The organism is Pseudoalteromonas sp. SCSIO 43210 (assembly GCF_054133285.1).
Genome location: NZ_CP087225.1, coordinates 2,685,826 through 2,708,102 on the forward strand (window position 1 = coordinate 2,685,826; position 22,277 = coordinate 2,708,102).

11 protein-coding genes are annotated in these 22,277 nt (G+C 39.1%); 8 read left to right on the forward strand and 3 right to left on the reverse strand.

Annotation, left to right across the window (positions count from 1 at the left end; genetic code table 11):
- The first annotated feature begins 204 nt into the window (after positions 1–204).
- From LOS73_RS11550 to LOS73_RS11585, 8 genes are all read left to right on the forward strand, one after another.
- A complete protein-coding gene (locus LOS73_RS11550) occupies positions 205–1,728 on the forward strand; it encodes a sulfatase-like hydrolase/transferase (RefSeq protein WP_457933675.1) in 1,524 nt (507 codons plus the stop codon).
- A 68-nt stretch (positions 1,729–1,796) separates the two neighbouring features.
- Positions 1,797–3,239, forward strand: coding sequence for a sulfatase-like hydrolase/transferase (locus LOS73_RS11555; protein ID WP_457933676.1), 1,443 nt, complete (start codon positions 1,797–1,799; stop codon positions 3,237–3,239).
- A 25-nt stretch (positions 3,240–3,264) separates the two neighbouring features.
- A complete protein-coding gene (locus LOS73_RS11560; protein ID WP_457933677.1) occupies positions 3,265–5,136 on the forward strand; it encodes a CRTAC1 family protein in 1,872 nt (623 codons plus the stop codon).
- A 92-nt stretch (positions 5,137–5,228) separates the two neighbouring features.
- Positions 5,229–6,359 (forward strand): Vgb family protein, encoded by a 1,131-nt coding sequence (locus tag LOS73_RS11565; protein WP_007375141.1) that lies wholly within the window; start codon positions 5,229–5,231, stop codon positions 6,357–6,359.
- A gap of 603 nt (positions 6,360–6,962) precedes the next feature.
- Positions 6,963–10,673 carry a TonB-dependent receptor gene (locus LOS73_RS11570; RefSeq protein ID WP_457933678.1) on the forward strand — a complete coding sequence of 1,237 codons (3,711 nt, stop codon included), beginning with the start codon at positions 6,963–6,965 and terminating at the stop codon, positions 10,671–10,673.
- Between the two features lie 62 nt (positions 10,674–10,735).
- Complete coding sequence (locus tag LOS73_RS11575; RefSeq protein WP_457933679.1) at positions 10,736–12,523, forward strand: Ig-like domain-containing protein; 1,788 nt, start codon at positions 10,736–10,738, stop codon at positions 12,521–12,523.
- A 151-nt stretch (positions 12,524–12,674) separates the two neighbouring features.
- On the forward strand, positions 12,675–13,718 hold the full coding sequence (locus LOS73_RS11580; protein ID WP_165724994.1) for a family 16 glycosylhydrolase: 1,044 nt from the start codon (positions 12,675–12,677) through the stop codon (positions 13,716–13,718).
- A gap of 12 nt (positions 13,719–13,730) precedes the next feature.
- A complete protein-coding gene (locus tag LOS73_RS11585; RefSeq protein ID WP_457933680.1) occupies positions 13,731–15,659 on the forward strand; it encodes a CRTAC1 family protein in 1,929 nt (642 codons plus the stop codon).
- A 76-nt stretch (positions 15,660–15,735) separates the two neighbouring features.
- Here the strand turns inward: LOS73_RS11585 and LOS73_RS11590 are convergent, their stop codons facing one another.
- From LOS73_RS11590 to LOS73_RS11600, 3 genes are all read right to left on the reverse strand, one after another.
- Positions 15,736–18,276, reverse strand: coding sequence for a TonB-dependent receptor (locus tag LOS73_RS11590; RefSeq protein ID WP_457933681.1), 2,541 nt, complete (start codon positions 18,274–18,276; stop codon positions 15,736–15,738).
- A 344-nt stretch (positions 18,277–18,620) separates the two neighbouring features.
- The gene (locus LOS73_RS11595) at positions 18,621–20,756 is read right to left on the reverse strand and encodes a multiheme c-type cytochrome (protein WP_457933682.1); all 2,136 of its coding nucleotides are present in this window, start codon (positions 20,754–20,756) and stop codon (positions 18,621–18,623) included.
- Between the two features lie 853 nt (positions 20,757–21,609).
- Positions 21,610–22,224, reverse strand: a complete 615-nt coding sequence (locus tag LOS73_RS11600; RefSeq protein ID WP_096793019.1) for a GntR family transcriptional regulator — start codon at positions 22,222–22,224, stop codon at positions 21,610–21,612.
- Positions 22,225–22,277 lie beyond the last annotated feature (53 nt).

Below are 22,277 nucleotides of genomic sequence, written 5' to 3' on the forward strand. Positions count from 1 at the left end.
TATATGCTGGTTTTTTTGTAACTCATAAATCATTGCTTTTAACGTAGTAGGTATTTTTGTTGCAAGACTAAACATCATATGTTTATATTGTTTTTATCAATTTGGTGTCGAATAGATACACTCATTACAATATTGTTTTTTAAATAGCCTACGGGGCTAAGCATATAGGCTTAGCATAACTTTCAGCATAAAAGGACACACACAATGAAAGTATCCAATATAAAGTTATTGATGCTTATCGGGTGCTGCGCGCTAACCGCACCTAATGTATATGCAAATAATTCTGAAAATAAGCGAGCAGAAACCAAAAAACCTAATGTGCTTATTTTAATGTTTGATGATATGCGTTTTGACACATTTTCATACCGTAATGGGCCAGTTTCAACGCCAAATATTGATGCATTAGCAAACGAAGGCACGCGATTTGATCAAGCGATGACTTCTACTGGATTATGCTCACCTTCGCGCGCGGCTATGTTTACTGGGCGCTGGGGACATAAAACGGGTCTTGACGATAACGTAGGTCTTTATCACTCTCGTCTTTCGGAGTTATCACTTAGTGAAGGCAGCGTAATTAAACGTGCAACCAGCATAGGGTACGATGTTAGCTATGTAGGTAAATGGCATTTAGGTGCACAAGGCCCAGCACTGCGCGGTGCAAACTTTATGTGGGGGCACGATAAAGATGAAGAGCGTAACGGCCGTCCTTTTACGCCTTATCAAACGCAAAAAAATGTAGCCCGTATGAACGCAGGAGAACGTGATAAAAATGGCGAAAAGCATGATTACTACAAAACACTTGCGGGTACATATGCTGATACAGTAACGGCTAAAGAAGTAAACGAAGGCAAACTAATGCTGCAAAATGCGGCTAAATCAGACAAGCCATTTTTTGGTATTGTTAGCTTTGAACAACCTCATCCACCGTACCGAGTACCAGAGCCTTACGCCAGCATGTACGACTACAAAGATATAAAACTTCCCAAAAACTTTGGTATAAAACGTAAACATAAACCAATGGCGCAAGATGATATTTGGTGGCCTTGGCATGACGTAAGTCATATGAGTGAAACCGATTGGCGCAAAGCACATAGTTTTTACTATGGTGCCATTGCCATGATTGACCACGCAGTTGGCGAGCTTATTAATACGGCTAAAGAAGAAGGTTTATACGACGACCTGCACATTATTTTAGTCGGCGATCAGGGCAGTATGTTAGGTGAGCATAACCTTTATGACAAAGGCCCATATGCGTATGACGAATTAATGCGTATGCCACTTATTATTCGTGACCCTAGCCTTGAGCCTAAAATAATTAACCGCCAAGTGTCTATGCTCGACATAGCGCCAACACTTCGCCAGTGGATGACACTACCACTTGATGGCGACGAAGATGGGCGTTCACTTTTACCATTAATGAAACAAGGTGATAGTGCGGATGCTGGTAAAGATGATATTTCGTTATATGCCTACGAATGGTACAACGGCGGATGGTTTGGTATTAGAGCTATACGTACCCCTGAAATGAAATTTGTATGGAATCCAGGTGATAGCCGCGATGAATTATACGACTTAAAAAATGATCCGTACGAAATCACAAACCAAATAGATAATCCTAAATACAAAAAACAGCTTACTGATTTAGTGCATAAAATGGCGGGAGAGTTAAACCGTATTGACGACCCATCATTAACAAAATTTAACCACCACATGAAAGCTTTTTTATAGCCGAGTAATGCCCTTTGGTAGGCCATAATTGGCCTACTATTTTTATTTTCAAAATTGAGATTGGCACTATGAAAACACACACAAAATTATTGAGCGCTTTATCATCGCTTGCATTATTAATTGGCTCTGCGGGGGGACACGCAAGTGAACAAAGACCCAATATTATTCTTATTGTTGCAGATGACTTAGGTTATGCAGATGTTGGTTTTAATGGCTCTAAGGACATTATTACCCCAAATATTGATGATCTTGCTAAATCGGGTACCTCTTTTTCAGACGCTTACGTAGCGCACCCATTCTGTGGCCCAAGCCGAGCGGCATTAATGACCGGTCGTTATCCACATAAGATTGGCTCACAATTTAATTTACCTACACGCGGCTCAAACGTAGGCGTGCCTACTGACGCCAAGTTTATTAGTAAACTACTAAACGAAAACAACTATTTTACCGGTGCATTAGGTAAATGGCATATGGGCGATGCGCCGCAGTATCATCCAAATAAACGTGGTTTTGATGAATACTATGGCTTTTTAGGGGGTGGGCATAATTACTTTCCTGATCAGTACCAACCCCAGTATAAAAAGCAACAGGCACAAGGCTTAAAAAATATTTTTGAGTACATTACACCGCTAGAGCACAACGGCAAAGAAGTAAAAGAAACGCAGTACATTACTGATGCACTTTCGCGCGAAGCCGTTAATTTTGTAGACAAAGCAGTGAACAAAAAAAATCCATTCTTTTTATATTTAGCTTACAACGCACCGCATGTGCCATTGCAAGCTAAGGATGAAGATATGGCGATGTTTCCTAATATAAAAAATAAAGACCGTAAAACCTACGCAGGTATGGTTTACGCAGTTGACCGCGGCGTGGGTAAACTAGTAGAAACCCTGAAAAAAAATAATCAATATGATAATACGCTTATCGTATTTATGAGTGATAACGGTGGCAAATTAAGTAAAGGTGCTAATAACTTCCCACTTAAAGCAGGTAAGGGCAGTACACAAGAAGGTGGCTTTAGAGTCCCTATGTTGTTTCATTGGCCTAAGCATGTACCTGCGGGCAAACGCTTTTCGCATCCTGTATCGGCACTTGATCTGTACCCAACATTTGCAGCTTTAGCGGGCGCTAAAGTTGAAGAAAACCAACATTTAGACGGTACAAATATGTGGCCTGCGTTTATTAAAAATGAAAACCCACATAAAGATGAGCCTATTTATGCACTTCGCCATCGTAAAGGTTACAGCGATGCTGCAATTCGTATGAACCAGTGGAAAGCATTAAAAGTTAACCAGCAACCGTGGCAGTTATTTAATATCGAAAACGATATTTCTGAAAAACATGATGTAAGTAAATCTAACAAGGCACTGTTAACCGACATGGTTCGCGAAATGGAAAAATGGAGCTGGGATAACCAACAGCCAAAATGGTTTCACGAAACTACTGAAGGTGCGAGTTGGCGATTAGATGCCATGCCACGATTTGATAAAACGTTTAAGACAACCAAGTAAGTTTCATCAAATTCAAGGAGGCTTTATGAAAGTAAAAACAATTGTATGGCATGTTTCTTTATTATGCATGAGCGCAAGCTTACTAGGTTGTCAACGAGCGAGTGCCCTAGCGGGCGCTCAGCTAACAACTAGCAGCACATTATTTACTGAGCAACACCAAGCAATTAAATTAGAAAACAAAAACCGCCGTAAATGGGATAACGCATTAATAAGCGATTTAGACCAAGACGGTTACCCTGATTTATTACTTACTGATCATGGTTATACCATTCGTTTGTATTGGAACAATAAAGGCGTTTACGACAAAGGGCGCGATCTTATTGTGGGTGATATGCACGGTATTGGCGTAGGCGATTACGATAAAGATGGCAAAATGGACATTTTGCTTTCGCGTGGTGGTGGCTCTGGCGATAACGCGCGTAATGCTAAGTTATTTCACTTTAACAAAAGAGAAATTATTGAAGGCGGTGATTTTTCACCCAAATTGCCAACGTTACGTGGGCGCACTAGTAAGTTTTTTGATGCCAATAACAACGGCCACTTAGATTTATTACTAATGGGATTCCCGCAGGCTAATAGCGGTAAACAAACCAGTAATTTTATTTATAAAAATGATGGTACTGGCAATATAACCCACGCAACTGATTTACCAAAAACTAATCGAGACGGTCAAAAAGTCCTTATTACCGATTTTAATAACGATAAAGTTGACGATTTAGTGATTTACGGCGACGGCGCTTTACGTATTTTAAAAGGCAATGGCGACTTTACCTTTAGTGACGTAACCGGCAACATTTTACCTAATAAAATAATGGATGCGACGGGTGTTAGCGAAATCGATTTTGATAACGATGGTGACTTTGATTTATATATAAGTCGTGCTAACCCATTACAAGCAGGCGATACGTTTTTTGATGCTAAAAGCAAAACATTTGGTTTTTATACTAAACGCGGGTCATTTAAATTCAACGACTTACTTATTGGCGACACGCTCAATATAGTTAATTACCAATCCCCTTATCCGAATCAAGATGTGTTTGTAGGAGAAGGTGCCTATAAATACAAATTTGAAGGTGAAAGGCACAGCGGTCAAAACGTTAATATTGTTAGCAGTAACGGCTTAGGATGGCCTGATACTCAACCTAATAAAGGACTTTATGTTGGTTATATAGGTAATAATAAGTGGCGCATGGCGGGTAATACGTTTTCACCGACTACGGGAGTGGTAACCGGTGTTAAGCACTATGCAGAAAATAAAAAGCCAGTGGCACCATCAGATTTGTTATTAAAAAATGAAGGTGGAAAATTCGTTGATGTAAGTGATAAAGCCGGTGTTAAAACCAATTTAAATACCACGGGAGTGAGTGTAGGTGATTTTAACAACAGCGGATATCAAGATTTATTTGTTGTTAAACAAGGTAACTTGGTAACCCCCACGTCGCAAATACTGTATTTAAATAATGGCGATAATACATTTAGCCAAGCTACTCATTCGGGATTAATTACAAATACCTTAGGTACCATTGGTTCAGGCGCAAATGTATTTGATTACAACTTAGACGGCCAGATCGATATTATTATGAATAACGACAGAGGTCAGTGGCACTTATTTAGTAATCAAGCCAATAACAGTAATCACTATGCATTACTGCGTATAAGTAATTCACTTAAGCATAATACAAGCCCAATTGGTGCTATAGCGACACTTAAAGGCTGTGGTAAAACCCTAACAAAGCGAGTATCGCCTGATGCAGCACCTTATACACAATCATTTGATAACGTGGTTCATTTTGGTTTGGGTCAGTGCAACGAAATAGATAACGTGAGTGTGCGTTACAGCAATGGCGAAGTGATAAGTAAATCTAAGATTGGTATAGATAAAGTAACCAATCTTTAATGCAAAAGAGTTAACTATGAGAGGTAAAAAGCAAGGTTTGGTAACAAGCCTTGCTTTTTTTTCGCAAAAATTAAGAGCAAAAGAGAGCAATAATGAATAAAAACAACATCACTCATCTTAAAAATAAATTAGCGGGTTTAGTGTGCTTATTTACTGTGTTTGGTTGCAGTACTCACATGGCTCAAAGCAATAATAAAAGCATAAATAAAGGGGAAGTAAGTGCATCTTTAGCGTCTGTTAAAACGTCTAATACAATGCTTAATAGTGCGAGTTTATTTGCATCACTCCCTGATTATTGCCCAACCCCAGACGCTTTTGCTGTCTCTCCTACAGGAGAACTTACTTTATCGTGCGTTAACTATGCCAATAAAGGGCTACAAGCGGGTGTGCTGGTTAATATTAATAATGACAACACGTTTACTAAAATAGCCCAGTTATCGGGGCCAAATAATAAAGGGAAGGGTCGTCCTATGGGCCTTGCCTATGCCCCCGATGGTTCGTTATTTGTAGCCGATAACCAAGGCGCTGGCAGAGCCCGATTACTTAAACTTACCTTAAAGAATAATGCAGTTATTAACACTCAAGTCGTTGCCAAAGGCATGAGTTCGCCAAACGGTGTACGCTATCAAAATGGCTATATTTACGTAACTCAATTGCGTGTGCCAAGTAAAAATAAGGCCGAGACTCTCAGTGGGATATATCGTTTTAAGGCCACAGATACGAATATATTAGTGACAAACAATATAAATGATCCACATTTATTGTTTTTAGCTAAAACTGTTAATAAGCAACGTAAATTTGGACTTGATGGCTTAGTGTTTGACGCACAGGGTAACTTGTTTGTGACCAACTTAGGTGACGACTTAATTTATAAATTAACGCTTGATGCAAACAATAACCTGCTTAGCCAAAGTACCTACGCAACACTTCCAAAAGGAAGCGGACCTGATGGCCTTACTATAGACCCTCAAGGTAATTTATACGCTGCAGGTTTTTTAACTAATCAAGTTATAAAAATTGATACAAACCAAAATGTAACCGTTATTGCATCGTACCCCGATAACAATTCAGAAAATGGCGAGTTAGACCAACCTGCCGATATTATTTATTATAAAGGCTCTTTGCTTATGTCGAATTTTGACTTGCTTACAGGCCCAGGCATTACCAATACTGGGCATAGTAAGCCTTATACAGTAAGTGAAATTAAGTTATACGATCAATAACAGTTACTCTTTAGGTTAGCACCATAAATTTGCTTCTAAGCTATCTCTTTAAATTACCTGTAAATTAAAAACGTGTGTATTGCCATGTAATGTCTGAGCTTAAGATTTATGGGCAATACATTTGGTTTATCGCTATCAAAAGCTACTAATTGGCAGCTTTTGGTAGCTGTAACACTCTAATCCGCATAAATTAATAGTTTAAACCTTTATAAATTTCTTCTAAACAACTCAATTTTGGTCATTTTGAACAACATTTTTTATTTATTAATAGGGCTTCTGTCTCTTTATTTTTGCTTTGTATAAAAAAATAAAATATCTACGCCACTTTTACTTAAATATTAATGAATTTTAATTATTTAAAACAATAACTTAAATTTATTCGTTTGAAAAAGAAACAAAAATGTAAAAAGCAAAGTAAACAACTTGTAAATACAAACATCATATGTTTAACTTGATCGCAAGTTAAGCAACACTATGAAACGAAATTAGGATACCAGGACGTTGATTCATTTTATCTGTGGCGCTTAACTAACAATAAAAACAGACAACATCATCACACACTGGCATTGAGAAAAAGGATGCCGATAAACAGGAGAGCACACAATGCAGCATAACTTTAGGTTATCAGCAGTCTCTGCAGCTATTATTGTTTCGCTTATTTCATCATCTGCTTTTGCACAAGAAGATGAAGAAAAAGAGAAAATAAAACTACAAAAAGATATCGAAATAATTGAAGTCCAAGGAATCAAAAGTAGCTTACGAAAAGCGGTAAACGCAAAGCGCTTTTCCGACAACGTAAGTGACTCAATTCATGCTGAAGATGTAGGTAAATCAACAGATCAAAACATCGCTGATGCACTATCTAGAGTAACAGGGGTGAGTATTCAAGAAGAAGGCGGTGAAGGAACACGTATATCAATTCGTGGTGCCGGACCTTCTTTAAATCAAATATCAATGAATGGTGTAGCGCTTACCGGCGGGCTAAGTACCGATGGCTCTAGTGCGGGCGCTACTAACGATAACAGTGTAGATTTAAGCTCTTTTTCGTCAGATATATTGTCATCTATCGATGTAATTAAAACATCCTCTGCTGATAACGATGAAGGCTCACTCGGCGCAAGTGTTGTACTGAGAACTGTAAAACCGCTAAATTTAAACAAACCACGTCGTTCTTTTACGGTTGAAGGGCGCTACAACGAGTTTTCTGATGAAAGTGACTCACGCATTAATTTTAGCTTTTCTGATAAATACTTTGACGACACCTTTGGCTTTATTATCACCGCCTCTAAAGATACACAAAAAACACGACAAGATCGTATCAATACCGATTGGGCTAACGGCGCAATTCCTATCGTTGATTTAGATGATGCGACAGGCCGTACAGCACATGACACCTTTACAGGCAAAGCAATTAGGGTACTTGGCAATCAACGTGATGCTGATGGAAATAAGCTTTTTGGTGAGAATGGAGAAGCATTATTAAACCCACTGAGTTCACTTAATAATTACGACCCTGAAACGCAAATATTACATGAAGGTGATTTATTTGTTTTAGCGCGTGAGGTTATTGATTTTACATTAAATAATGACCAACGAGATCGCTTGTCAGTATCTACAGGTTTTCAATACCAACCAACAGAGTCACTTGATATTCAGCTAGATGTAACTCATACAGAGCAAGATGTGTTAACCGACAGTCAACGATTGCGTTTAAACATGGGACCTGTAACACCTTTAATTTATGCCGGTGATGACAATACAGCACTAAACGGGGTTGATTTATCGACCAATACCTTGCAGCAATCAAGTAGCCGCTCTACAGGCGGTAACTTTGTTCGCTCCTACGGACTTAGAGAAATTGATACTAATGTAGCGTCACTTGATATTGATTATCAGGTAACTGATTCATTAAATATGAATGTAAGAGCTGGTTTTTCTAAAACAACAGATGAAACACCAGACGATGATGAGAAAGATCGTTTTATCTCTATTAGTACAGCTACATGGGGCACGGCAGGTCGTCAAATAGTTGAATCAATGCCCGATGGCAGCCACGAAATGGTTGGCTATGACTGTGGCGGCAGTGGAGAATGTAGTTACTCAACTGGCGTTACTCCAGGTGAGTTTGATGCCTTTGATGGTACGTCTAATGCGGTATACAGCCGTTTTAATCCGTATGACATGCAGCACAATCACTTAGGTAGTTTAGTGCTGCGTAAAAATAAATTAGCGGATACAAACAAATCACTGTTTGTTGATTTTGACTATGCGCTTGATGGCGACTTTATCAGATCGATCGAGTTTGGAGTTAAGTGGACAAATCGTAAAAAAGATGTCTCTATTCAAAATAGAGCAACCACAAATGGCAGTGACTTAATAGATTTAGAAGACCCTGATCAAGCTTTTGAAGTACGTGGGCTTGGTACAATTCGCTTAGCCGATATAATCGCTGATAGTGCCTATCCTTACGATAATTTTGGTGAAGATATTCAATCAGACCGCTCTGCAGAGTTTTTTAATGGCTGGCCGTTACTTGATGCCGAAAAAGCGCTTGAAATTGTTTCAGGCAAAGATGCAGGTGAAGTAGGTATACGCGAAACCATTACAGGCAGTCGTAATATTGAAACCGAAACAAAAGCCGCTTATTTTAAAGCAAACTTTGAGCTGATGGATGGCAAGCTAACAGGTAACTTAGGCCTTAGGTATGTAAAAGATGACACAACAGCAACTGGTGTAGGCGGTATTAACTATACGCGTTTTCCACAAATGGTTGATGCGTACAATTTGTTAGTTGAGCGCGGTTTAGCAAATACAAATTTAGATGCCTGTCCGGCAGCTGTTATGGGGGTATCTGACACGGGTCAGCCTGATCATCGTTACACACCAGCAAACGATGCTGAGCTACAAAACTGTTGGGCATGGCAAATCACCCATGCGTATAACCGCTCAAACCCGGCTACTTTCCCTGTTGATCCGCAAACGGGTCAGTTTGTAATTCCTGGGGCTGATGGCAACACCGGACTGGGTGTAAATCAGCAAGTGTTTGTAGATGAAAATGGCAACATTATAGCTAACAATGCATTACCTTCTTTAATTTACGACAGCAACGGAAATTTAGTTCCAACGTCAGCTAATGCGTGGGCACACTTTGCAAGCAACGGACAAATTTGGCCGTTTTTAGACAGAACAACCTCATTTACAGGGACACAAGGTAGCGGACGTGAAGTACAAGACCGCGTTGCATGGGTAACTAAAAAAGGCGGACATGACGCTTATTTACCTAGCTTGAACTTAAACTATGCAGTTAACGAAGAAATGATTGCACGTTTTGCTGTTAGTAGAACAATGACACGTCCTCGTTTTGATTCATTAAACCCACGTACACAAATTTTTGAACAACAATGGGACTCTGCTAATGGCTCAGCAGGAAATGCAAATTTAAAACCGCTTAAATCAACCAATCTCGACTTGTCTTATGAGTGGTACTTTAGTGATTCAGGCTTGCTCTCGGCAGCGTTCTTTTACAAGGATATGAAAGACTTTGAAGAAACGGTTGTGGTTCCGTATCACTACAAAGACGTTAGGACTGAATACGATTTACAAACAGCCGATTTATTACTTGATTACGATGAGAATAGAACACCAGGTGGCGAAGAAGATTGTATGCCACTTAGGCAAGTTGCGGGCTTTTTTGACCAATGGCGCATTGAATGTGACGTTGTAAACGTAACCACAGTAACCAATGGCAAAGGCGCAGATATCAAAGGTGTTGAACTAGGTTACAACCAAAACTATGACTTTTTACCAAGTTATTGGGGTGGCTTAGGTTTAAACATGAACTATACCTATCAAGATTCAGAATCTGATCGTCAGCAGGTAGGTAATACCGATATATTTTTAAAACCACTACCACAACCTTACACTCCAAAGCATTCCCTAAATACAACACTGTATTGGGAACAAAAAGGGATTCAATTACGTTTAGCGAGTCGCTATACCGGGGAGCAATTAGTTAACCGAGGTTTAGTTGGCGGTGCTACATGGCAAGAGGCAACCCATCGTTTGGACTTTAGCTCAAGTTATAAAATTAATAAAAACTTTAGCTTAACTTTTCAGGCACTTAACTTAACTGATGAAACTAACCGAATTTATTACACCAGTTCATTTACGCGCAATGCGTTTGAAGCTAACTCGCAAGAGGTTGTGCTTGATGAAGGCAACGCAATTGAAGATGGCAGTGTAACTACTTCGCGTACAGCATCAGTTTGGAAAACAGGCCGTCAGTTCCGTGTTGGTCTTCGCGGCACCTTTTAATTGAGAAACTATTAGCAGCGGGCCACATTATGCTCGCTGCCTTACAAATTTTGGAGAGTAAGATGAAACATAACTTACTAATAAAAACAGCAATTAGCAGTGTTATATTTTCAGTATTAACAGGGTGCGGCGGAACGGATGAAGGTTACGATCCGCAGTTTAAATCTGATTTAGTACTTGTAATCGATACCGCAGTGATTACGAGCACATTAAATGAAGAGTCCGGAGTTCAAGAAATTGATTTACTGCAAGGCGTAACAATCGACGGTAAACCAGCCTCTGAGTCAGGAGCAACCATAAACGTAAGTGAGCTAGAGTTTGTGGTTAATAATAATTTCACTACCCCACAAACAAGCGCTAATACCATTGCGTCACACCGAATTTCACCTTTCACGCAATCAAGTGATAGCACTAAATTAGTTATAAATACCGATGCGTTTTCGGCGGCATTAAGACAATGCGACCAAACCGATATAAGAGGCGCTTTAGATGGCGAAGGTAACCCTATTGCTGATGGTAACTTAGACTTTCCGAGCCAAGTTATTTATAACATTACATATTCTATCAATAATGGTGCAGCTATTGCTGCGGGCGGAGCACTGCCTACACGTACATTACAATTAACTGTCAATGCGATTGATGATGTTGTAACTGAGGTCAGCGTCTCGCCGATTGAAATCCCTGCTGGTGGCCAAGCAAGTGTATTCGCATCAGCGATACCAAGTTACGCGTGTAACCCCGCACTTATTTATTCAATTGCAGATGAAGATATCGCAACTATAGATGAAAATGGCCTTATTAGCGCTAAAAATACCGGTGAAACGACTATTACAGCCACAAGTGTTGATAACCCCGAAGCTTCAGCAAACGCCACACTTACAGTGACAGGTGCTTTTAGTCTTGCAATAACAAACGACGATAAAAACGAGTTAGGCGCTTCTTCAGGTAACAAGGACGTTCCAATCTGTGTGGCCAGTGGTGTAAAAGTGCAGCCTGCTTTACTAAACGCAGAGTTAAGTGGCGAATATACTTTTGATTGGACACTTGGTGATGAGGTTTCATTTACGAAAAGCTTAACCGCTAAAAGTGGCTTTGGAGAAGTACTTGCCGTTAAAGCACCTACAACAATAGACAGCTCAAATACGGTAACGGTTGAACTTATTGATGGCGATACAGCAAGCACACCTTTATCACTCATTTCGCAAAAAAGTATTACGGTTAATACTGTTAATAACCAAATGTGTGAGCCGGGTGTGTCTGAACACGAAGCAGGCTTTAACACTGACTTTAACCTAAATGGTGAAGGCGCACCTTATAAAGGCAATGCCACTTATAGCGTATCGGCAACCTCTGTGTCGGGTAATGGTCGATCGCTTGAAATTACAGCGGGCACTGCTACTCAAGGTGAAGCGAATACACCGTACTCTTTTGCAACTCAGCAAGTATGGAATAAACAACGTAACTGGTATAGCGCCAACTATGGGCGTGGTGCTGAATCTGTTGGTAAAACATACCGTTATGCCGTGTGGGTTAAGTTAAATCAAGTGCCAGTTGAACCCGTTACGTTACGTCATGTTGTTGTACCGTGGGTTTATGACGGCATACCTGAGGATGCAAATGGATTTACAGGTCGTTACTCAGAAGCCGGCTTATTTAGCGCAGCACTCGCAGCCACTACGCAGTGGCAATATATCGAGTTTGAAGAGGATTCAACTAGTACACGTGAATGGGCTATTCCAGCAACGTGGAGCTCAGTAACCGATGTGTTTACTCTTTGGGAAGTGTATGGATTACCAACAGGGAATTCACTTTTAATAGATGATTATGCTGTTATTCGTACCGACATTTAGGTAACACGTGTACAAAATAGTATTTGTTAAAGCGATTTTAAACTAAATAAGTTTAAAGTCGCTTTGTTTGCTTATAAGCCTCGATGAAAAATCTATTTATACACCAACTTCTAACTTTCACACAAATTTACATACAAAATGATGAGACATCATGAACAACGCACAAAAAAATATAAAAACACATCAATTGACGCTCACAGCAGCATTATTGTCGGTAATAACCATTGGCGGTTGTAGCAGCGATTCGACGACTAATATGCAAAAGCTTCCCCAAACTAAAAATAATCAACTGCCATTAACGGATCCGCAAAATACTGGTAAATGGGTACTTAACACCCAAGTAAGTGATGAATTTGAAGCCAGCACTATCGATGAAGAACGTTGGTACATTGTGGGTAAACTAGAAAACGGTAAACCCGTTTATAAGCACCCAGATAAGCCAAATAAAAAAGTATGGAAAGGCCGAGCACCTTCGCAATTTTCGGGTAATAACTACCGTTTAGAAGATGGTAAGTTAAAGCTTGAAACACGTTGGGAGCCAGACTTTCCATTTGAAGAAAAAATACATAAGCCCGTGTTTGGCGATGCACTTAAATACGAAAACCTGACAACGGCATGCTTTATTGGCAGAAAGTCATTTCAGTACGGGTACATAGAAATTAAAAGTAAAGCCGCTGATGCGCAAATAAGCAGCGCATTTTGGTCGATGGGTGAAAAGTTAGAAGTTGATTTTTTTGAATTATTTGGCGACTCGCTTGATCCTAAAAAAGATCACATAGACAGTGAATTATGGTGGTCAATCCGCGATTGGAATAAAAAGGTGATGGGCAAGCCCACTTATACAGAGCGAAAAGACTTAGGTTTTAGAGTGGCTGATGGCTTTCATGTGTATGGAATCGATTGGAGGGCTGATGGAATTAAATACTATGTTGACGGTAAATTATTTAGCGAAGTATCTGCAGCACAAGCTGATGCCTGGGCTAAAGAGCATCGTGGGGTTGATACAGGCTATGTAGCCACTAAGCCACTGTTTTTATGGCTTGATCAGGAGACTTTTCCTTGGCATGGCGTACCAAAAAGTAAAGAAGAGCTTGAACGTAATAGCCCTGAAGGTAAAAAAGATGATGGTGTAGTCGACTTTGAAATTGAATACATCCGTGTTTGGCAGCAAAAACCAATACAGTCAGTTAAGTAAGGAGTGGGTTAAATGAAAAAAAATACTAAGCCAGCAAGCACATTATTTTGTTTATCACTGATTGCTACAAGTATTCTGCTTTGTGGATGTAACACTACTCAAAGGGTAAGCAATGAAACACTAAGCGACAACCGCAGTAATAAATTAATGTTTAGCGAATCGCAAAACATTATACCTTTTGAGCCGCTATCGCGCCGTAAGTGGGATAGCGCGCTGATTGCAGACTTTGATAAAGATGGTTATCAAGATGTATTAATTACTGAGCATACCCACGCAGTAAAAATTTTTTGGAATAACAAAGATAATACCTTTTCAGCACCACAGATAATTATTAAAGGCGACACACATGGTGTTGCTGTTGCTGATTACGACTTAGATGGTCGTATGGATTTAATAATTGCCCAAGGAGGTGGTGGTGGCTTAAAACCTCGTTTACCTGTGTCGTTTCAAATAAATCATGACCGCACTGTTGAAGGCGGAAAAACGTTTGATGATTTTGAACGTACACGCGGACGTGCGGTTAAATTAGTTGATGGTAATAACAGTGGCGTACTAGATTTAGTACTTTCTGCTTTTCCATTAAATAGGCAAAAAAAGGGAGCGAACCATATATACAAAAACGAAGGACATAATCATTTTAAGTTTGTCGATTACTTACCTAATGCTAAATGGCTTGGTTATAAAACCTTAGTAAGTGATTTTAATAATGACGGGCACGATGATTTATTTTTTTACGGTGGAGATGACATTGTTGCAGTGCAGAGCAAATCTGATTTAGGCTATAAAAATAAAAGTAAGGCTGTATTAGGAAATAACCGTAATATTAGTCATGTAAGTAGCATGACCGAAATCGACTTTGATAATGACGGTGATTTTGATTTATTTTTAACGCGCGCTAAACATCAATTTGAACAACAAACCTTTTACGATGCTCAATCTCAAAACTTTGCTTTTTTTGCTCGTAACGAAGCATTTAAATTTGAAGACTTTAAAATATCGGGTGACTTTGAAATAGAAAACCTGCAAATGGCTTACCCTCATTTTAATGTGTTTATTGGAGAAAATAGCGCACCTTTAACATTAAAAGGGCACGGCGGCAGTGAACGTACGGTACATGTAACAAAAGAGCAAGCAACCGGCTGGCCTAAAAATTTAAGTAAAAAAGGTTTATATATAGGTTACTTAGGTAATGATACTTGGCGCGTCGCGGGGGATACTAAATCGCCTACAGCGGGTGTTATTAAAAGAGTGATTAATTCACCTAACGTAAAAGGGCTTGAGCCATTACCAGCGGTATTATTAGAAAACCAGCAAGGTAAATTTGTTGATGCAACAGCCAAGCTAAATATTAATCTTAGCGAGCCTACAACCAGTGCAGTAGCCGGGGATTTTAATAACGATGGTTGGAGCGACTTAATTGTATTACGTTATGGTAATCCAGCAAGAGCTAACGAGCAGGTACTGTATTTAAATCAGCACGGTCAAGGATTTGAGGCTTTACAAAATCATGGTCTTATTTCAACTGAACTTGGAGCAACCGGGGGGAGTGCACAGGCCTTTGATTACGATAATGACGGCGACCTTGATTTAATCTACTCAAACGAGCGGGGCCGTTGGCACCTATTTACTAATAACAGTGTTTTAGATGCACAGCATAATTTTTTGATCACTAATATTGGTTACTCACCTAACGCTGGCGTGTCTGCATTGGGAGCTACTGCTACTATAAAAGCGTGTGGGCATACTTATAAGCGTGTTGTAGGCGCAACGGGTGCAGGTTTTTCACAAAGTGAAAATAACAAGCTACACGTTGGTTTAGGTACGTGTACACAGATAAATAATGTATCGGTTCGTTGGAATAATAATGAGTATATAGATATTAGTAATGCGGTTATAAATGATGCTAACGGGGAGTTAGTTGGTAGAAAAGAGCCGTTGTAAGTAATTAAGTGTAAGTAAGAAAATGAAGAAAAAAATAGCGCTTATTAAGCGCTATTTTTTTGTATTGATACTTTAATTAAAAGCTATATTGAACACTTGCACCCACATAACGACTCCAGTCACGAGGATAGAATGCTTCCCCGAAACCTTCAGAGTTTATACGTTGGCGAGTAGTGTACGACTTATCAAATAAGTTTTTAATGAATACACTAAACTGAAGGTTATCTTTGCTTACACTCAAGTAACCATCCCAAATGCTTGACGATGGGTTAGCTGATTCGCCAAAGGCAAGTTCATTAATTGATTGCGTATGGCTACCATTATAACGCCAAACTGCACTAGTATTTGCTTTCCAGCCAGTATCAGCAATTTGTGTATTGTATGAAATAGTACTTAAAAATTGTTGCTCAGCATTATTAGGGAAAGATAAACCCGTTTGATCAAAGCTCTGACGACCTGTTGAATCAGTAGTACAGCGAGAAGCAAGTAAACCACCATCACCAGCAGGACAATTTATAGGTGTATCAGCAAAGTCTTCGTAACGTGCATCAAAATAAGCGTAGTTAAATGACCACTTCAATTTATCTGATATTTTAACCACTACATCGGCTTCAATACCGGTTGAACGCGCTTGTGCTGCGTTCACGTAGCCTGCAAAAATAATGTTATTTTCTTCATCTATTACACGGCTGGCACGTACTTGATAATCGTCAACTCTCATATCAAAGTAGGTAAAGTTAAACAGTAAATCGTTATCAAAATACGCTGAACGCAGGCCTACTTCAAAGTTTGAAGAGTTTTCAGGATCGGTAGGGAAGTTGTCTGCATCAGCAGGGTCTGTATTTGTTGTTACAAAGTAAGAAGCCCCTTTATAGCCGGTAGAATAATTTACATAACCGCGAATATCATCGGTAAAGTCATACCCTACAACTGCTTTGTAAATAAAGGCTGTGTCTGAGTTATCAAACTTAGTTGGCGCGTCTTGGCGTAAAATAAGCGATGGATCTGTTTGAGCAAGTTCTAATACTTCATTGAATGTTTCCATTCCAACACCCGTAGAAGGTGTTGCCAAATCTGTACGAGCAAAGGTCGCATTACTTTTTTCGTGTAATAATCTAAAACCGAAAGTAGCATCTAATTGCTCAGTTATTTGATATTCAAGTTGTCCAAAAATAGCGACGTTTTCAAAGCCAGTTGTAAAATCACCACCATTTAGTAAACGAGATGGCGTCAATAATGAGCGGTCGTCATCGCCAGTGGCTGCATAGTTAGCTAAAAAAGCATCTGTTGACTGTCTTGAATAACAACCAGTTAATTCGCCGCCTTCAATAAATCCTCGGTTACCTGCAATACAGCCATCGCGTACCTCTGAGCGTTGGCCGTCGGTATCATGATAAAAAAGACCTAATACCCAATCAAACCTTTCATTGTTAAACGATGAGATACGAAACTCTTGCTGAAGTACATCAACTGATTCGTTTCCACCAAAGGCGGTACGTTCTACAGGGAAATTAATAGTGAAAAATGCTGAGCTGTTATATAAATCAAAGTCTCTATAACTACCATTATAGCTAAGCGTAACTTCATCATTTAGGTAGTAATCAGCAGATATTGAAAAGCCAAAGTTTTCTGTTCTGCCAAAATTACCTTCAGCATTACGTGATGTTACCGGGCCGCCGGCTTCTTCAAAAGTAGACTCAGGATTAACACGGTTATAAGTGGTACCTTCAATAGTGCCATCGTCTTTCACATTAACGATTGGACGAGGGCCAAAATCTGGGTTTATTCCACCTAAACGAGTAAGAGAGCAACAGTTTGTGTCTGTTTCTGAATATTCTAAGCGAAATAGAACATTTAATTCTTGGCCGTTATCGTATAAAAGTTGGCCGCGACCAGCTTTTGTTGTTTGCGCGCCAATAGTGTAGTCTTCTTCACCAGGCATGGTGTTTTTTATCCAGCCATCAATATCACTGTATTGTGCATTAAATCGAGCTGCCCAGTTTTCGTTAAGTGGTACATTTACAGTACCGCTAAAATCAGTGCCATCAAACTCAGTAACTTGTGCTCTAACCGTACCTGAAACCCTGTCATCTAGTTGAGGTTTTTTAGTTACATAATGTAATAGGCCTGTTGATGTGTTTTGGCCAAATAAAGTGCCTTGCGGCCCGCGCATCGCTTCTACACGCTTTACATCTGAAATTGGTAAGTTAAGCATTGATTGACGTGGTAGCACTTCGCCATCTATAACGACTAAGTTTGAAGACTGTAAGCCAATGGAGTTTGTAAAAGTGCCTATACCACGTGTTTTTAATGTTGTAGTTCGTATTTCACTGCTGTCATCAATACCAAAGCCAGGTAAGTAGGTGACTAAATCAAACCCATTATCGATGCCAATTTCTTGAATTAAATCACCGCTAAGTACTTCAATTGAAGACGGTACTTCTTTTAGTGATTGATCGCGTTTTTGTGCGCTTACTAAAATAACTTCAAAATCGTCTGAATTGCTTTTAGCTTGCTTTGCGGTTGTTTCTTCTTGTGCATATGCAGTGTGTGTGAAAGCTGATAAAGAACAACATGCAAGTAATATTGCTGTATGCAATTTACTGTGTTTAAGCATTTTAACCACTCCGTTTCTTCATAATTACTGTGTGTGCAGATAATGCAACGGCAGTATCTGTTATTTAGAATCAGGCTAATTAAACAGCGATCCTTAATTGCGATAAAGCTATAAGCAATCAAGAAATGTAAATAATCAGGAATGATTCATTCTAACAATTTAAACATATGATGTTTGCAAGTGCAATGTGTTGATTACTTGTTTATTAAATGTTGCTTATAATATTGAGGTTATAACCTTGTATTACCGTTTAAGTAACACAAGATTATTAAGTTAAGTGGTTGAATTTTAATCTCTAATCTAAAGTACAGATTCAGAGTGAAAAATAATTTATTTTCAAAAAATTATTTTAAACGAGAAAAAAAGTGGTAATCCTCAGCATTTTTAAGCTTTTGAGCAAAACTCATCCCTAAGTTTTTGAGCTGCTGCGCGTTATTATAAGTACTAATTTTAAGTTTTAACTCACTCACGGCCTGCGCTGTTGCGCCAATGCTATCAAGTGCTAAAAAGTACAAGTAAGCGTATTGCACGTTGTTACTTTCAAGTGCCATTGCGTGTTTGAATGAGCCAACAGCAGCGGGTTTGTTACCGCTTCTAATAAGCGCCATACCATTTGCATAATGTAGCGGCGCAGAGCTAGGCACTGCTGTTAAACCATTATTAAGCACGCTTTGCATTTTTTCTGTTTGGCCAAGTCGGTAATAAATGTCGGCTAGATTCACATAACTTGCATCAAAGTAAAAATCAACGCTAATGCCTTTTTGTAACGATTCAATGGCGCCGTTTATGTCTTGCTTGTTAAGCGCGAGCATACTTTGATTGATGTTACCTTCACCGCGCCATGTATTTACGTTATTAGCGTGTGCAAGCTCTATAATTGATTGATTAAGCCCGCTTATTTGCGTTGCTGTTTGGCTTAGGTTTTGCGCTGCGGCAACACGCACCGACTTTAATTTGTCGGTTAATAGTTGTTTGTAGCTTTTTAAGCGCTCTGCTTCGGGCAGTAAAAAACCTACTTTAGCAATCGCCAAGCGAATAAGCGGAAGCGGTGAATTAACCCAACTTTTTACTGTGGCATCGTTTAGCTCAGCTCCTGAATTGCCTAAATAAGAAATTGCACTGGCGCGATCTATTTCGTTTAACGAAAAGTCATTAATTAAGCGCATATGTGCATTTTGCGATATGGCTTTGAGTGAGCGTAACTCAAGCATACTGTGCTCACTTGCACTTAATGCCGGTGCTTTACCATGCCATTTTTCAAGCGTGCTTGCTGCCCATTCGTTTGTTTGACCGTCGTGGCATTGCACACACGCATTGGGTGTATCGTATTTTATTGATATATCAGGGCGAGGAATTTTAAAGCTATGGTCGCGCCTATCATCAACGCCCATGTACCTAGTTGTAGGCATATGACAGCTAACACATTGTGCACCGGTTGATTGTTCTTTATGACGATGATGCTCGGGTTTGTTGTATTCACTGGCACTGTGACACTGCAAGCACAGCCCATTTGTTTTTGTTTTAACTTTCATAGTGTGTTTATCGTGGCAGTCAACACAGTTAACACCGGCTTTGTACATTTTACTTTGTGCAAAAGAGCCAAACACATACACTTCTTCTTTAATTTGACCATCGGCGTGATACAAATTAGGTTCTAAAAATGAAGGACTAAATTGGTCCAAAAACGCTTGGTTGTTATCAAAACCATCAGTAAGCGGGCTTCTAAGCGAGTGGCACGCATAACAGCCTTGCATAAAGCTGTTATCGCGGGGCTCACCTTGCCAAGTAGCAATTTTATTATCGCCGATAATTTTCCACTGCGACATATTGGTTGGGCTTGTTTGAGCTGCCTTTATGATTTTTTTAGTTTTATGTTCGTCCGTTATATTATTGTGGCAAGATTTACAGCCCACATTTATATTTGAAAAGTGCGTATCAAAGCTTTCTTTTTCAGTATTGTAATTACGCTTTAAATTATCCGAATGGCAATCGGCGCACATCCCGTTCCAGTTTTGCAGTGGTTGCAGCCAATGTAGACGGTCGTTTGGTTTTACATCTTCGTTAGCGTAGTTTGCATACCAACGCTGCCCGCCAAGTGCTTTGGCGCGACTATCCCATGCAAAAGGAAATACTTGGTACTTACCTTTTTCAACTTCAATTAAATACTGTTGCAGCGGGTCAAAGCCAAATACATAATTTACGGTGTACGTTTTTTTAGTACCTTGCTCGGTTAAATTAACTAAAAAGGCATCTTTTTCTTTATAAAACACGGCTTTTTGGGAAAAGTGGGTCGCCGTTACATTATTAAAATCACCAAGCACGGTATCTTTATTGGCTAAAGCCATTGAACTTGCATGGTCTGATTGTTTCCAATCGCTGGTTTGTTTTTGATGACAAGATTGGCATTCATCGTTTGCACTAGCTGAAAAACAGCTGCATAAAAAAAGAATAGCAAAGAGGCTCTTTATTATATTTATCATTTTGGACTCGATCCATAGTCTTTATTTATATTAGCAAGTATTAAATTCTCGCTTGATATTTATTCATGTATTTCATTGCAATCAACAGAGCTTGTCTTGGTAATAGTTGAAAGTGAGACTCGCCGTTATCAAGCCCTGTATAACTAAAATAGTTATTTTTAAGTGAAACTTTATAATATTAGTGGTTTTATTTGCATATTTATTGGTGCTTTAAATCCTGATCACACTTGCAACCCTTATCAAATACTCTATTCCTCGTGATTTGAAATAGTACGACCCTTAATATTAATTAGTTCGAGTTGGAGATTTATATTGACCATTGATAAAAGCATGATTGTCAATCGTTAACAATAACAAAAAGACATCAAATATTAAACTTCATTAGCATTAATATTTAAGAGTAATTAGATGTTAGATAACACAGCGATGCAGCTTTATAAGTTATTAAGTTACATCGATATAATGACCTTAGGCATAAACGCTAATAGTCGGGTATAGCTGACTAAATTGTAAAATTCATTTTTTTATATAAGTGAGACATAACTAAGGTCATAACTTCACTGGTCGTTGACATTTTTGAGTGTGATCGTCGAGTAATTGTTTGTTTCATTGAGGGCAGTATTTTGCAAAAATCGTCGACATCGACATCGACATCGACATCGACATCGAAAACTAATTCAACAGTTTTAATCATGCCTATTCCTTGTTTATCCAATCACTCTTGAGCGAAAGTTCGGAGCTCGGGACAGGCACTTAGTTCAATTTCTTAAACAAGATTCAGCTTAGTTAATTTATTACTACTGACTTTAAATTCGATTTGCAGTGGCGTTGATTAAGCATAAAGTTTATTTCATCACTTAATATTATGTTTTACGGCTTTAATTGCTGCGGCGCTATCTTGTGCTTTTAGTGCTTCTAAAATAGCGCGATGCTCATTTACACATTCAGAGCTTGAGGTGATGCGTTTATAATTTAAACGCATACGCATGACATACGGGTACCAAATATTAACTAACTCTTCACCACCCGCTTGATAAATTAAATATTGGTGAAATGATATATCGATTTTAGTTACTTCGGTGTAATCTTCGCGGTCGAGGGCATCTTGCAGTGAGACTAAAATACTTTCAAGTTCAGCAATGTTTTGATCAGTTAAATTACCGTTTAACTCTGTGATTGCGTACTCTTCTATGCTGCGACGAAGTTTAATCATTAAACGCTGTAGCTTAGGCTCTAGTACGCTGTTGACTGATGCGCCACAATTGTTTCGCGAAATCAACAGACCTTCTTTTGTTAACTGCAAAATCACATCTCGAATTGGACCTCTGGAGAGACCAAAGCGCTCTGCCAGCTCTTTTTCATTTAACTTAGTTTGTGGTGGCATTTCACCAGAGATTATATCTGAACGTAATTGTTCAGCGATTTGATCTTTTACAGACAAAATTTTTGTTGCTCTGTTACCAGCCATATTTATTCCTAGATTTAATTTACTTTATGTGACCTTAGCTACGGTTAAAAAAT